This window comes from Cysteiniphilum sp. JM-1 (assembly GCF_008711525.1).
In the GTDB taxonomy this organism is placed as follows: domain Bacteria; phylum Pseudomonadota; class Gammaproteobacteria; order Francisellales; family Francisellaceae; genus Caedibacter.
Genome location: NZ_VXKS01000016.1, coordinates 25,717 through 40,327, shown reverse-complemented (window position 1 = coordinate 40,327; position 14,611 = coordinate 25,717). Strand labels below are relative to the sequence as shown.

At 39.5% G+C, this 14,611-nt stretch carries 13 protein-coding genes; 5 read left to right on the top strand and 8 right to left on the bottom strand.

Going from position 1 to position 14,611, the window contains the following annotated elements:
• Positions 1-4 precede the first annotated feature (4 nt).
• The 8 genes from leuB to F3D68_RS08030 all read right to left on the bottom strand — a co-directional run bounded on the left by leuB (position 5) and on the right by F3D68_RS08030 (position 6,849).
• Positions 5-1,102: a 3-isopropylmalate dehydrogenase gene (gene leuB / locus F3D68_RS08065; RefSeq protein WP_151193932.1), complete on the bottom strand. Its 1,098-nt coding sequence runs from the start codon at positions 1,100-1,102 to the stop codon at positions 5-7.
• Between the two features lie 89 nt (positions 1,103-1,191).
• The gene (locus tag F3D68_RS08060; RefSeq protein WP_151193931.1) at positions 1,192-1,569 is read right to left on the bottom strand and encodes a DUF4440 domain-containing protein; all 378 of its coding nucleotides are present in this window, start codon (positions 1,567-1,569) and stop codon (positions 1,192-1,194) included.
• Between the two features lie 6 nt (positions 1,570-1,575).
• A complete protein-coding gene (locus F3D68_RS08055) occupies positions 1,576-1,908 on the bottom strand; it encodes a helix-turn-helix domain-containing protein (protein ID WP_151193930.1) in 333 nt (110 codons plus the stop codon).
• 12 nt (positions 1,909-1,920) lie between these two features.
• Positions 1,921-2,202, bottom strand: a complete 282-nt coding sequence (locus F3D68_RS08050; protein WP_151193929.1) for a type II toxin-antitoxin system RelE family toxin — start codon at positions 2,200-2,202, stop codon at positions 1,921-1,923.
• A 72-nt stretch (positions 2,203-2,274) separates the two neighbouring features.
• A complete protein-coding gene (gene leuD, locus F3D68_RS08045) occupies positions 2,275-2,841 on the bottom strand; it encodes a 3-isopropylmalate dehydratase small subunit (protein WP_151193928.1) in 567 nt (188 codons plus the stop codon).
• A complete protein-coding gene (gene leuC / locus F3D68_RS08040; protein WP_151193927.1) occupies positions 2,838-4,256 on the bottom strand; it encodes a 3-isopropylmalate dehydratase large subunit in 1,419 nt (472 codons plus the stop codon). The genes leuD and leuC overlap by 4 nt, the downstream gene beginning before the upstream one ends.
• Positions 4,249-5,880 carry a LeuA family protein gene (locus F3D68_RS08035; protein ID WP_151193948.1) on the bottom strand — a complete coding sequence of 544 codons (1,632 nt, stop codon included), beginning with the start codon at positions 5,878-5,880 and terminating at the stop codon, positions 4,249-4,251. Before F3D68_RS08035 ends, leuC begins: the two co-directional genes overlap by 8 nt.
• 66 nt (positions 5,881-5,946) lie before the next feature.
• A complete protein-coding gene (locus F3D68_RS08030; RefSeq protein WP_151193926.1) occupies positions 5,947-6,849 on the bottom strand; it encodes a branched-chain amino acid transaminase in 903 nt (300 codons plus the stop codon).
• Positions 6,850-7,214: 365 nt separating this feature from the next.
• Here F3D68_RS08030 and F3D68_RS08025 point away from each other — a divergent pair, with 365 nt between their 5' ends.
• The 5 genes from F3D68_RS08025 (at position 7,215) to F3D68_RS08005 (ending at position 14,524) form a co-directional block, all read left to right on the top strand.
• Positions 7,215-7,655 (top strand): CBS domain-containing protein, encoded by a 441-nt coding sequence (locus F3D68_RS08025; protein ID WP_151193925.1) that lies wholly within the window; start codon positions 7,215-7,217, stop codon positions 7,653-7,655.
• A 98-nt stretch (positions 7,656-7,753) separates the two neighbouring features.
• Positions 7,754-9,232, top strand: coding sequence for a DUF3375 domain-containing protein (locus F3D68_RS08020; protein WP_151193924.1), 1,479 nt, complete (start codon positions 7,754-7,756; stop codon positions 9,230-9,232).
• 19 nt (positions 9,233-9,251) lie between these two features.
• Positions 9,252-9,923 carry a DUF4194 domain-containing protein gene (locus F3D68_RS08015; RefSeq protein ID WP_151193923.1) on the top strand — a complete coding sequence of 224 codons (672 nt, stop codon included), beginning with the start codon at positions 9,252-9,254 and terminating at the stop codon, positions 9,921-9,923.
• On the top strand, positions 9,923-13,327 hold the full coding sequence (locus tag F3D68_RS08010) for an ATP-binding protein (RefSeq protein WP_151193922.1): 3,405 nt from the start codon (positions 9,923-9,925) through the stop codon (positions 13,325-13,327). The genes F3D68_RS08015 and F3D68_RS08010 overlap by 1 nt, the downstream gene beginning before the upstream one ends.
• The gene (locus tag F3D68_RS08005; protein WP_151193921.1) at positions 13,328-14,524 is read left to right on the top strand and encodes a Wadjet anti-phage system protein JetD domain-containing protein; all 1,197 of its coding nucleotides are present in this window, start codon (positions 13,328-13,330) and stop codon (positions 14,522-14,524) included.
• Positions 14,525-14,611: the final 87 nt, after the last annotated feature.

Below are 14,611 nucleotides of genomic sequence, written 5' to 3'. Positions count from 1 at the left end.
TCGCTTAATATGTTAATGCTGATTCTGTCAATGCTGTGACAATTTTCTGAGTAACCTCTTTACTGCCTATACTTTCTGCACCACCCGCAATATCCGCGGTTCTAAAGCCTTGTGCTAAGACTTGGTCAATTGCCTGATCAATCTCTAAAGCTTCCTTATGCATGCCAAATGAATAAGATAACATAAGTGCTGCTGATAGAATCTGCGCAATCGGATTAGCAATATCTTTACCCATGATATCAAAGGCTGAACCTCCTGCAGGTTCATATAAGCCAAAGCCTTCTTTATTTAAGCTGATCGATGGCACAAGTCCTAAAGAACCAGGTAACACCGATGCCAGATCCGATAAGATATCACCAAATAAATTCCCCGTCACAATCACATCAAATTGCGCAGGATTCAATACTAGCTGCATTGCTGCATTATCAACATACATGTGCTTCAAGGTCACATCTGGGAAGTTTTTTGCTTCCTCATTAGCGATATCGCGCCAAAGTCTTGAGGTATCTAATACATTGGCTTTATCAATAGAGGTCAAAATCTTGCGTCTTTCATTAGCGCGCTTAAAGGCAGCTCTAACAATATGTTGAATCGTCTGCTCATCATACTCGGCAACATCCGTAGCACAACGAATACCTTCTTTATTGACAAAGCGCTTATGCTCACCAAAGTAAATATCTCCTGATAATTCACGAAAGATCTCAATGTCAGCACCATTGACAATGCGTTCATTCTTGATAGGGCTATTATCTTTTAATGCCGGAAACATTTTAATCGGACGAATATTCACCCCAAAATCAAACGTTTTGCGCAAAGCTAAAATACTTTTGGCCTCACACCCCTGCCATTTAGGATCATTTTGTGCATCAACCGGACCGCCCACTGAACCAAATAAAATGGCATCTGCAGATTTGCAAATATCAATGGTTTGTTTAGGACAATGCTCAGCATAAACATCAAAGGCGGCACCCCCAATCAAAGCTTCTTTATACGTAAATTCATGATTGTATTTATTAGCAACTGCATCGAGTACATCAATGGCACATGCCATTACCTCAGGACCGATGCCATCCCCTGCTAAAATTGCGATTGTTTTTTTCATGTGATCTCCGATTTATTAATATTTAGTTTATATACAGAACATTTAATACCTTTTAAAAGCTGTTCACCACAATATTCCATGCCCACTTTCTACAATGGTTTTGGTAATTTCAAGGTTTTTTGCGCAGGCGTTCCCTGGTGAAATATAAGTTTCCAATCATTGAGCTTTTTGACCCAAATCGAGCTGCGATTCGCCCGAAGCTTTGCAGTTCCAACTTCACTAACATAGGTCACTTGTTTAATATTCTCGCTAATATCATGCACTTGAAAGTTTTCAAGTGGAAGCTTCGCTTTAATTTCCTGATAAGAATGCGCTAAGATTTCCTCACGTGTATAAATACGTCCTGAACGCCCATACTCAAAAAAAGTGGCATCTAAAACACTGTCCATATAAGCGAAATCAAATCTTGTTTTTTCAAGCCACAAGGATTCTTCAAGAGTTTGTAACTTTTTATTTTGTTCAATCATAAATAATCAAATCGCTGATAATTTTCCATCACTAAGGCTTATTGCATAATCTAGATTATTCTTTCTTAGCATATCTTGAATAGCAATAGTGACAAAAAAACGTTTGCTTTGCCCAAGCACTTTGGCAAACTCAATCGCCTTAGCAATAGTCAGCCCTTTTCTGTCATTTTCTATGTCTGACAGCCTTGTTTTACTGATTTTAAGTACTTCATCAGCAAACATTTGCTGTGTCATATTTTCATATTCAGTTAAACGAATATTTTTAATCAATGTACCAAAAGTCAATGGTGTTTCAAGTTGTTCATTAAGAAAATCGATAGCGTTAATGTTTTTGCTCATAGCTTTTCACCTTTAGTATTTATGCTTATTAATTTCAAATACCTCTATTACTTCCACCTCACCATTTGGTAACTTTCTGTAGAAAGCTCTATAAGCTTTGTTCAATCTAATAGAACGCTGCCCCTTTCTATTACCTTGTAACGGCTCATCATGATATCCTTTGATTTGCATCACTCTTCTCATTCCTAAGCTTTCTACTTGCATTACCCATGTCCTTAACTTCAAAACAACTTGCTTGGGAAGCACTTTAATCTGTTTCTGGACACTTGGTGTCAACTCAATAACATATCTCATAAAACATCTTCAATGATCCGCGTTAAATTGTACGCCAAAAAGGCGTTTTTCGCAACCTCATTATCTCATTTCCTATTTTGCCGTCGTTTCAAACCGACTAATCTCCTGATCTTTAGACAATAAATAACCCATATCATCTTGACCTTGGAGTAAACACTCTTTACGGAAAGGATCATAGTCAAAATGATAAGACTCTCCATCTACGGTAATGATTTGCGCAGCTAAATCAATGGTAATTTCAAGATCTTCGCTTTGTGCTTTTTCACACCATTTCTCTAATAGCTCTCCATCTAAAGCAATCAATAACAAACCGTTTTTAGCGGAGTTATTGAAAAAGATATCTGAAAAAGAAGGTGCCAAGATCACATCAACACCCGCTTGTTGCAATGCCCACACGGCATGCTCTCTTGATGAGCCACAACCAAAGTTGTTGCCACTGATCAGGATTCGCGCGTCTTTAAATCGTGATTGATTAAATACAAACTCAGGGTCTGCTGATTTTAGACGGGTAAAAAGATGCTCGCCGTAACCCGAAGTTGTCGTTTGCGTTAAGTATTGTGCTGGAATAATCATATCGGTATCAACATCACTTAACCACATCGGAATCGCTTTACTTGTTAGCGTTTGAAATGCTTTCATGCCAATACTCCTTCTTGTTCTAACTGCGCCACACTACAAATCGCCCCTTTAATCGCACTTGCGGCTACCGTTTGCGGTGAAGCCAAATGGGTAATACTACCCGTTCCTTGACGACCGATGAAATTGCGATTTGAGGTACTGATACAGCGTTGTCCTGCTGGCACTTTATCATCATTCATCGCAAGACACATGGAGCATCCTGGCATTCTAAAATCCGCACCTGCCTCGATAAATATCTTGTCCAATCCTTCAGCAATCGCTTGTGCGCGGACTTTCTCAGAGCCTGGCACGATATACATTGTTACCCCTTCTGCAATCTTATGTCCTTTTAACACATCAGCTGCAGCACGCATATCTTCAATGCGCCCATTGGTGCAACTACCGACAAATGCCCATTGAATCGCTTTACCCAGAACGGCTTCATTTTCACTAAAGCCAGTATAACGATAGGCTTCTTTGGCTAACTTTTGCTGATGCTTCGGAATACTGGCTAAGCCTGGAATGGATGCATTAATTGCCACGGCATGTTGTGGATTAATCCCCCACGTAACCATTGGTTGCAAGTCCTCAATATCAATTTCAATAACTTTATCATAACTGGCGTTGTCATCACTCGTTAAGGTGCGCCATGTATTGATAGCATTTTCCCAATGTTCAGCATCAGGTGCGTATTTACGCCCTTTAAGATAATCAAAAGTTATCTCATCTGGCGCGATTAATCCAGCTCTGGCACCACACTCGATTGACATATTACATAAAGTCATTCGCGCTTCCATCGACAACGCTTTTATCGCATCACCGCTATACTCAATCACAAACCCACTCGCACCACCTATGCCAATTTCAGCAATTAGCTTCATCACAATATCTTTTGCTGTTGCATAACTTGACGGCTTGCCTTTGAAATGCACTTTCATTGTTTTAGGGCGATATTGCAAAATACAATTTGTCGCCATGACATGTCCGACTTCGGAAGTGCCAACGCCAAATGCCAACGCGCCAAAGGCACCATGCGTTGAGGTGTGTGAATCACCGCAGACAATCGTACTTCCTGGCCAAGTAAACCCAAGCTCAGGTCCGATCACATGAACAATGCCTTGATATTGACTGTCAAAATCATATAGCTCAACACCAAACTCTTTGGCATTCTTACGCAACGTTTCTACTTGCGCCTTGGCAATCGGGTCATTCATCTGCGTGCGATCAATCGGTGAGGTAGAAATACTGTGATCTAAGGTTGCCACAATGGATTGTGGGTTACGCACAGGGATATTTAATTCACGCAACTTATCAAATGCTTGCGCTGAGGTGACCTCATGCATCAGCATGCGATCGATATAAAAAATATCTGGAAAGCCTTTTTTTGACTCAACGACATGCTGATCCCAGATTTTATCAATAATATTTTTAGCCATGGGACACCTCTTGTTGATTGTTTTGTGTCGATGTACTCTGCGCCCTATAGTTGGCATCTACATACATTTGATTCACCGCTTCGATAAATGCCTTAAGTGCTGAGATCTCAATATCATGGTCTTTAGCAATACCTTTATAGGCATTGTGATTTGGTGCGCTAACAATAATCGTCGCCTCTGAGCTTGAGCGCACCCCTGCTTCTGTTAAGGATTTTGCATAATAATCTTTAACCTCAATGCCTGGCATGTATTTATCCGTCGCACTAAGCAATGCCGCAAGTGCGGAGTTTTCACCGGCTAGCTCAACTTTTAGATTTTCTTGATCAAAGAATTGTCCAGTAATTGTCACCGAACTACTGTCCTCTGATTTACCATAAGCAATTTTACTTGCTTTAATCGGCGCGCGGATTTTCTTATAGGCACTCAATAATTCAAGATCAGTTACGCCTTTGCGACGCTCATGATAAATATCTTTGATCTGTTGCGCTATTTTTGCCTTTTCATGTTCTTCACAAACATAGCCAAAATCTTCGATAATCTTCTTAGCATGATTACCACCAGATAACGGACCAAAAACAAAAGAAATCTCACTACCGATGGATTTTGGATCAAATGGCTGATAAGCCAATGGGTTATTTAAAATTGCATTGGTGTGTCCTCCTGAAGTATGCCGTGTTGCATTTAAACCCACAATCGGTGAGTGCGGCTGTTTAGGGAGCATTTTTTGAGCGATAAAATCTGAGACTTCTTTCAAGCCATTGATATTGATATTAGTGTAATAATGCGCATTTTGTTGTTTACCAAAAGCATCGATAAACATCACACATTGCTCTAATGCCGCATTGCCTGCGCGCTCGCCTACACCATTAATACATGCTTCAACTTGACGTGCCGGGCCATCAAAAACCGCATTCATCGAGTTCTCTAATGCCAAGCCAAAATCATTATGGCAATGTGCCGACCAAATAATCTCTTTATCAGGGAAGGCTTCTTTGATAATACGGGCATGTTTTGTCATATTTTTCACAAAATACTCATCGCCTTCACGCTCGCACGCCCCCCCTATTGTGTCAGGACAGTTAATCACTGACACACCGGCTTTCACAGCCGATTTAAACACTTCGGTAACATAATCAAAACCATCTGCTAAACGTGAATAACCTTCAGCACTAAACTCGACCTCATAGCCTTGATCCGTTGCAATCTTAATCAAACGATAGACTTCATCAATGTGTTTTTGCTCATCATTTTTGTCGCCTAAACTCGCTTGCGCTAAGTTAGGATCAACCGGCAAATAAACATGAATACGCGCTTTAGCAATAGCAAGAGACGGTTTTAATGCCTCCATCGTCTTTAAAACTTGCGCTTCTCTTAGCTGGCAAAGTCCAGCAATGATCATATTAGATTGTCGATTTGCCATACGCTCAGAAATTGTATGCACAATTTGGAAATCCAGTTGACTTGCCGAAGGAAAGCCTGCTTCCAAGACATCGATATTCAGTGCATGCGCATAATCAGCATAAGCAATATTATCTTCAAAATTCATGCCTGCACCTGGCGATTGCTGACCATCACGCAATGTCGTATCAAAAATATAAACACGCTGTTTATTAGGCTGCTTCATTTGTGTACTCATCGTTAACTCTCCTTCCTCAAAATAATTCTGTTTATGGGCGTATGCCATACGCCCTTACACGTAGGTTAAGGCGTCAGATGCTTTAATGCCTTGAGTGATTTCACTAAAACATTGCTTGATATGTTTAGTAACACGCCCGATTTCACCGTGACCGGCAATTTTTTGATCATCAATACTACGAATCGGGGTGACCTCAGCAGCCGTACCACTAAAAAATGCTTCATCGGCATTAATAATATCTTCGACTTTGAAATACTGCTCATGCACCGTATAGCCCTGTTCCTTGGCAATTTGAATAATCATCCGTCGTGTAATACCATCCAAGATCGTACCCAAAGGTGTCGTAAAAATCTCATTGCTCTTAACATAAAAGATATTTTGCGCTGCCCCTTCAGCCACATTACCATCCGCATCCAACAACAAAGACTCATGATAATGCGTGCCACGAATCTGCATGCTGGCAAGCATGCTATTAACATAATGACCTGATATTTTTGCGTCACATATGGTTGACTGCGGGTGAATACGAATATATTTACTGACCATCACATCAACACTTTCAGCTGCCAAATAACGCCCCATTGGTAAGCACCAGACAATTACCTCAATCGGATGATCAGGCTTTGGCAATACACCAACACTTTGATTATCGCCATAAAAAGCCAATGGTCGAATATAGCAAGATTCAAGCCCGCTTTTTTTAACGGTATCAATGACTGCTTGACACATTTGATCAACACTAAAAGGCGGATTCATACCCAAAGCACGCATTGAGTAATCAAAACGTTGCATATGCTCTTTTAGCTTTAGAATCGCAGTGCCTTTTGGCGTTTTATAGGCACGAATCCCTTCAAACACCGCTGAACCATAATGCAGCGCATGCGTCATGACACTCACAACCGCTTTTTCTTTCTCGATAAATTGACCATTTTGCCAAATATAAACCTGCTCACTCACTTACGTTATCCTCCAAAAAATGATACGTGATTTACTTAGTTTGCTTAAACGTAATAATAAAATATAACTGTAAAATACAAAGGAAAAATTAAATAGCTGCCTACCAGCGAGGCAGTCGTAGAGATAGTTCAAGGGAAAAAGAAAGTGGAAGCAACATGTGTTTTTTGATTGTTTTTAACATCACCAGCCTCCTTGAGCTTTTTCAATAACAATAAACACAAGCTATCATCATCACCTGCGAATCGCAACAACAAAAAAGCATTTTTTCCATCACTCGTATAATTTGCTCTTTACAAATATCTCTCAACCGTTAGGCTATACTCTAAGAACACGATGTTCTGACATAAACCATAAGGAGCAACCCCATGCATAGCAAACTCAAAGAAATCGTCAATAAAGAAAAACGCGTTTTTAGTATTAGTGCCAATAGCAGTTTATTTGAAGCCGCACAAAAAATGGCTGAACATAAAGTTGGCTCACTACTTGTTATCGATAACGATGAATTTCATGGCATTATCACTGAACGTGATTTTTTATTTAAAGTCTCTGCACGCAACCAAGATCTCAAAAAACATATTGTCGCCGATATTATGAGTGAGCATATTATCTCAATGAATCACAATCAAACCGCACAAGAAGCCTTGCAACTCATGACTGAAAAGCGCATTCGCCACTTGCCAGTCTATGATGACAATAATACTTTTTTGGGACTTTTATCAATTGGTGACTTAAGTAAGTGGGCAAGCTCACGCTATCATCAGAAACATGATGAAGTCGAGAGTTTGGTTAATTATATTCAGCAATAACTTAGGATTAATTTCAAGAAAAGCTATAACATACTCGATGGAATGTGTAGTATATACTCCATCTTTTATAAAGTTAGTAAAGCAATGGTTACTTGTTAATGCAACTTGATTATCAAACGCTAGAGTCATTACGTCAAAATCATCCAGCATGGCGCTTATTAGCAAGTCCCCATGCTCCCTTAATTGTGAGTTTCCTTAATCGCATATTTATTGCTGAGAACGTGCGCGTTATTGCAGAAGCTGATTTAATCGAATCACTTGAGGATCAGTTATATGATTTAAGAGAGCGCTTGGGTGATGATAGTTTCCCAAAATCTGCGCGTGATTACTTAAATGACTGGGCTGCCATGGAAAAAGGTTGGCTTAGGAAGTTTTATCGTCAAGATTCAGATGAGGCTTATTTTGATCTCATGCCCGCAACAGAAAAAGCCATTGCTTGGTTATCATCACTAGGTCAGCGCAGTTTTGTTGGTACCGAATCTAGGTTGTTGATGTTGTTTGATCTGCTAAAACAGATTACACAAGGTAGTGCTGTTGATCCTGAAACCAGATTGAATGAACTCAAAAAACAACGTGAAGCAATAGATGCTGAGATTGCCCAAGTTGTCCAAGGTAATATTACATTATTAGATGACACCGCATTAAAAGATCGCTTTATGCAATTTAGTCAACAAGCACGAGAACTATTATCGGATTTTCGCCAAGTTGAACATAATTTTCGCTCATTGGATCGCAGTGTGCGCGAACGTATCGCACTTTGGGATGGCAAAAAAGGCGATTTGCTTGCCGATATTATGGGCGAGCGTGATGCGATTGCGGATTCTGATCAAGGCACCAGTTTTCAGGCGTTTTGGGACTTTCTTATGTCACCAGCACGCCAAGAAGCATTTAGCCAGATGCTACATGAAACACTTAATTTACCCGCAATCAGTGACTTACAACCGGATAGAAGAACACACCGCATTCATTATGACTGGTTGGAAGCAGGAGAACATACACAAAGAACAGTCGCACAGTTATCCTCACAACTTCGACGATTTTTGGATGATCAGGCATGGCTTGAAAACAAGCGAATCATGGATATTATTCGCAGTATTGAATCTGCTACGTTAACTGAAAAAGACACCTTATTTAAGTCAGATATTAACAATACCTTTATGTCAATTAATGTGGCAAGTGCCAATATCGATCTACCAATGGAGCGTACACTTTACCGTCCTCCACTTAAAGTAAAACTCAATAATATTAAGTTAGAAGAAGGACTAGAAGAAGCTGATTCAAGTGCGCTTTTTTTACAAACCATTATTGATAAACAAGCAATAGCCCAACATATTCGTAAACATCTTCAACAAAAAACGCAGATGAGTTTATATGAACTGTGTCAGCTAAGACCATTAACACAAGGTTTGGCTGAGCTTGTTGCTTATCTAGAAATGGACAGTGATGCTTATACAGATCGCTTTAATGTGATTGTTGATGATACTAAAGAGGATGTAATTAGTTGGCAGGCTAATGTTCATGATGAGTTGATAACAAGAACAGCGACATTACCTAGAGTATTGTATTTAAGAAAATAACTAAGAAGTGTACAGAGAAATGGCAATAGAAAGTGAACAGTTAAGCTTAGACTTAGATGATATTCAAGAACAAGACAAATCACAGACAGTTGGACTATCTGTGATTGTTATTAGCCTGTTAAAGGGTGTTATTTATCAAGATACCGATCCAAAGCGTTGGAGCGCTTTGATTCGTTTACATGCACAAATTTGTGATTATGTCGACATTTTGGGGTTGGAACTAATCTTAGATGAAGCAGAAGGTTATGCCTTTTTGCGCGCAAAACAAGATGAACAGCAAGAAAGTGAAATAGCTACTACTAAAAGCTCGCCAGAGTTGCGCTTGTTTGCCAGAAGACCCCTGTCATTTGCAGTAAGTTTATTACTTGCCCTATTGCGTAAGAAGCTCGCTGAATTTGATGCTTCAGGTTCAGATACACGTTTGATATTAACAAAAGCAGAGATTGTTGAGCTGTTAAAGGTGTTTTTGCCGGAATCAAGCAATGAGGTAAAACTCACCGACCAAATTGAAAAGCATATCAACAAAGTAGTTGAACTGGGCTTTCTTTATAAACTCAAGCAAAGCACTCAAGCAACTGAAGCACGTTATGAGGTCAAGCGTATTATTAAGGCGTTTGTCGACGCACAATGGTTGGCAGAGTTTGAGTATAAACTTGTTGAATACAAGCAATATTTACAGGATAAGAAATAATGGCTGAACAGTTGAACTTAGAAACGATCGAAGATTTTGACGATTTAGAAGATGTTCGCTTAAGTGGATTTCGTTTGGAAAGACTTGAAGTCTATAACTGGGGCACCTTTGATAAGCAAGTGTGGCGTTTGCAGTTAGATGGTAGAAATGGGCTATTAACCGGAGATATCGGTTCTGGCAAATCAACCTTAGTTGACGCTGTGACAACGCTATTGGTGCCAGCGCAACGCATTGCATACAATAAAGCTGCTGGCGCTGACACCAAAGAACGCTCGCTAAGATCTTATGTTTTGGGACATTATAAATCAGAGCGCAACGATCTAAGTGGCAAAGCAAAGCCTGTCGCTTTGCGTGATCACAATAATTATTCAGTGATTTTGGGTGTTTTCCGTAACAAGGGATTCAATCAAGTCATTACCTTAGCTCAAGTCTTTTGGATGAAAGATATTCAAGGTCAACCTGAGCGGTTTTTTGTCGGCGCTGAAGCCGAGCTATCAATTGCACAAGACTTCAGTCGTTTTGGCACCGAGATAACGAAACTTAAGAAGCGATTAAGAGATGAAGGTCATGAGCTTATGGAACGCTTCCCACAATATAGCGCATGGTTTCGCCGTCGTTTTGGGATTGATAATGAGCAGGCACTGGATTTGTTTCATCAAACTGTTTCGATGAAATCTGTTGGGAATCTTACAGAATTTGTGCGCCAACATATGCTAGAGCCATTTGAAGTTGATCAACGTATTAAAGCATTGATCGACCACTTTGACGACTTAAATCATGCTCATAGTGCGGTACTTAAAGCCAAGCATCAAATTGAGTTATTAGTGCCGCTGACGGATAATTGCCAGCAATTTAATCAGCAAGTTGCAACGATTGATCTTTTGAAATCTTGCCGAGATGCATTAAAGCCATTTTTTTGGACACACAAAAAGACACTTGCTGAAAAACGTCTTGATAATATACAAGTTGAGCTAAATCGCGCCCATGCCAAAATAGAGCGATTAACAACTCAAATTCAACAAAATAGGGAAGATGAGACTAATCTAAAACAGCAAATTGCCGAAAATGGTGGCAATCGTATTGAGCATTTGAAGCAAGAAATTCTACGAGCCAATGAACTTTGTCAAAATAGACAAAGCAAATATGAACGTTTTAAATCATTATTGGCTTTGCTTGAATTAAGTCCAGTTGACGATGAAGCAGCCTTTATTACACTAAGAGACCAACTCTCATTGCAGCAAGAAGCAATGCTGAATCAGCAAGCTCAGTTAAGTAATGACCTCAAAGAAACAGAGTTTTCTTTTTTACGGATAAAAGAGCAGTATCAAACGCTAGAAAAAGACATTAATCACCTAAAAAAACGAACGAGTAACATTGATCAAGCGCAAATCAATATTCGCAGTGATATCTGTAAAGCGCTGAATTTAAATGAAGAAGATCTTCCCTTTGCCGGTGAACTTCTACAAGTCAGAGAAAATGAAAAGTCATGGCAAGGCGCCATCGAGCGTGTGATGCGTAACTTTGGCTTGTCATTATTGGTTCCTGAGGCACATTATGCCGCAGTCGCTAATTGGGTTGACCAAACACATTTAAAAGGGCGTATTGTATATTATCGGGTACGTGAGCGCAGCACCACTAACTCCTATTCCCTACATCCGGATTCATTAGTACACAAACTGTCGATCAAATCAGACTCACCGTTTTATATCTGGCTTGAAAATGAGTTAATGCATCGTTTTGACTTAGCCTGCTGCGACACACAAGAGCAGTTCAGACGTGAGAAAAAAGCGATCACACAAAATGGTCAAACTAAAGGCGGTAATGAGCGCCATGAGAAAGATGATCGTTTTGCATTAGCTGATCAAAGTCGCTATGTCCTTGGTTGGAGCAATAAACAAAAGATTCAAGCACTCGAATCTAAAAAAAGAATACTTGAAACCGAAATGGCTGATTTTGCTTTAGAAATTAGTAACTTCAAAAAAGATGAAAAAGCATTACTCAATAGCTTAAATGCGTTAAGTAAGCTAGAAGAATATCAGCGTTTTTCAGAGTTTGACTTTAAACCTGTTGCCTTAAAAGTCGATGCATTAAGTGATGAATTAAAGGCACTAGAATCCGCCTCTGATTTGCTAAAGATGCTCTCACAAAAGCTTGAACAAACAGAAGATGCGCGAATTGAAATGGAGCAAAAGCTTGATCAAGAAAAAGATTCTCGCTCCAAAGCTGAACAAAAGCAAGCTGACATCAATGATCTTAAGCAAATAATTGATGAATTTTTAGCACAAGAAGATAGCCAACAAGCAAGTGTTTATTTTGAACAAGTAGAACTGCTACGCGTTGAAGCCTTTGCTGAACATAATTTGACGCTTGAGTCATGTGATAATAAAGAACAGGAACTCAGAGGCTATTTGCAGAAAAAGATTGATAATGAAAGTCGCAAATTAAGTTTACTACAAGAGAAAATTATCAAAGCGATGAGCCATTATAAAAATGTCTATCCATTGGAGACACAAGAGGTTGATGCTAGCGTTGAGGCACATCATGAATATCAGGCTATGCTTGATAATTTGCAAGCGGATGACTTGCCGCGCTTTGAGGCCAGATTTAAAGAGCTTTTAAATGAAAATACCATTCGTGAAATTGCCAACTTTCAGTCACAGCTTAATCGTGAACGTGAAACAATTAAAGAGCGTATTACGCAGATCAATAACTCCTTAGGGCAGATCGATTATAATCCTGGGCGTTATATTCTATTAGAGGCGTCTGTAACACAAGATGCAGATATTCGTAATTTCCAGAGTGAGCTGCGCGCTTGTACTGAAGGAAGCCTCACAGGCTCTGATGATACGCAATATTCCGAGGCAAAATATTTACAGGTTAAGCAGATTATTGAGCGTTTTCGTGGACGAGAGGGCTTGAGTGATCAAGACAAGCGTTGGAGCGCTAAAGTCACCGATGTACGTAATTGGTTTAACTTCTCAGCATCAGAGCGTTGGCATGAAGATGATACTGAGTTTGAACATTACTCTGACTCAGGCGGTAAATCAGGTGGACAAAAAGAAAAACTAGCCTACACCATTCTTGCTGCAAGTTTAGCCTATCAATTTGGCTTGGAATGGACAAATACGAGATCGCGAACCTTTCGCTTTGTGGTTATTGATGAGGCATTTGGCCGTGGCTCTGATGAGTCAGCGCAATATGGTTTGACGTTATTTAAAAAGCTCAATTTGCAGCTGCTTATTGTCACACCACTCCAAAAGATTCATATTATTGAACCACATGTGTCAAATGTTGGTTTTGTGCATAATGAAGGTGGCAAATCTTCCAAAGTGCGTAATCTAAGTATTCGTGAATATCAAGAAGAAAAAGCCAAAGTGCTTGCCTTAGAAGATACTGTGACTTAAATGCAGTGGACAACACCTAAATGCTTGCGACAGGAAGCTCTAAAACTATGGAATAGCGGTGCATTACTTAGAAGTATATTAGCTGATGAAAGCTACTTTCCAAAACGCTTAAGCTTTAAAAAGCCTAATACTCAAGAGCTAGTAGATCGCTTTGATGAGGTGAGAAAATGGATTGCTGAAATCAAAGCACATCACTACCCCGACATTGATTTTAAGACGATTAACCATCGTATATTGGGCGAAAACACCATCCCTTGCGGCGCATCGATTCCTGATCTTGAAAGTGCTGTCAAATGGCTAGGAAAATTTCAAGCGTATCAACAATTTAGCAAAATGATTACCTACACACATAAAGTTCAACCCGCGCTTTTGCTATGGCTTGAAAAATATCCGTTAAAGGCATTGGAGATTGCAGATGACTGGTCTCGTCTACTTAAAGTAATCAATTGGTTAAAGAAAAATCCCAATCCAAATATTTATCTTAGGCAGGTCGATATTGCAACAGTTGACACTAAGTTTATTGAACGTAACAAGGCACTATTGCTACAGATGCTGCCATTAGTGCTTACTGAGAGAGATTTATCACTACTCAATAGTCGCAACTTTGAAAAGCAATTGGGATTTAAAACCAAACCCTTATTCGTGCGCTTTCGATTATTGGATCAACAGTTACAGTTTATCTTGGGTAAACAGCAGGATTTCACTTTAGCAGATAATGATTTTAAGGAACTGATATCTTTACCGCAAATACAGCACAGCTTAAAAAATGTTTTTATCACAGAGAATGAAATCAATTTCTTATCTTTTCCTCAATTGACCAATAGTATGGTTATATTTGGTGCAGGGTATGGTTTTGACCACCTTGCAAAAGTCTCCTGGTTAAATGACATGAATATCTATTATTGGGGAGATATTGATACACATGGCTTTGCTATTTTAGATCAATTGCGTGCAAAATTCCCCAAAGTTAAAAGCTTATTAATGGATCAAGAAACTCTATTGGCACATAGCGAATTTTGGGGTGTTGAGCCAAAGCCTGAGCATCGCAAATTACTGCGTCTAACAGTTGATGAAGAGCATTTATATCAACAACTTGTGGGAAATACCTATACTCAAAACTTACGTTTAGAACAAGAAAAAATTAGCTATAGCTCGGTTATGCATGCAATAGTCAGACTAAGTAATGGGAGTCAATAAATGTCACGAATACATTCATCAGAGTCAAAACAAAAAGCTTATAAAAGCGCTCATGATTAGTTTTTCTGTTTCTTAATGCGATGTGTT

Excerpts from the sequence above, each read along its gene's own strand:
- F3D68_RS08020 (WP_151193924.1), top strand. The coding sequence starts at position 7,754 with ATGCAACTTGATTATCAAACGCTAGAGTCATTACGTCAAAATCATCCA.
- F3D68_RS08015 (WP_151193923.1), top strand. The coding sequence starts at position 9,252 with ATGGCAATAGAAAGTGAACAGTTAAGCTTAGACTTAGATGATATTCAA.
- F3D68_RS08005 (WP_151193921.1), top strand. The coding sequence starts at position 13,328 with ATGCAGTGGACAACACCTAAATGCTTGCGACAGGAAGCTCTAAAACTA.
- F3D68_RS08035 (WP_151193948.1), bottom strand. The coding sequence starts at position 5,880 with ATGAAGCAGCCTAATAAACAGCGTGTTTATATTTTTGATACGACATTG.
- F3D68_RS08025 (WP_151193925.1), top strand. The coding sequence starts at position 7,215 with ATGCATAGCAAACTCAAAGAAATCGTCAATAAAGAAAAACGCGTTTTT.
- F3D68_RS08055 (WP_151193930.1), bottom strand. The coding sequence starts at position 1,908 with ATGAGCAAAAACATTAACGCTATCGATTTTCTTAATGAACAACTTGAA.
- F3D68_RS08060 (WP_151193931.1), bottom strand. The coding sequence starts at position 1,569 with ATGATTGAACAAAATAAAAAGTTACAAACTCTTGAAGAATCCTTGTGG.
- leuB (WP_151193932.1), bottom strand. The coding sequence starts at position 1,102 with ATGAAAAAAACAATCGCAATTTTAGCAGGGGATGGCATCGGTCCTGAG.
- F3D68_RS08050 (WP_151193929.1), bottom strand. The coding sequence starts at position 2,202 with ATGAGATATGTTATTGAGTTGACACCAAGTGTCCAGAAACAGATTAAA.
- leuD (WP_151193928.1), bottom strand. The coding sequence starts at position 2,841 with ATGAAAGCATTTCAAACGCTAACAAGTAAAGCGATTCCGATGTGGTTA.
- leuC (WP_151193927.1), bottom strand. The coding sequence starts at position 4,256 with ATGGCTAAAAATATTATTGATAAAATCTGGGATCAGCATGTCGTTGAG.
- F3D68_RS08010 (WP_151193922.1), top strand. The coding sequence starts at position 9,923 with ATGGCTGAACAGTTGAACTTAGAAACGATCGAAGATTTTGACGATTTA.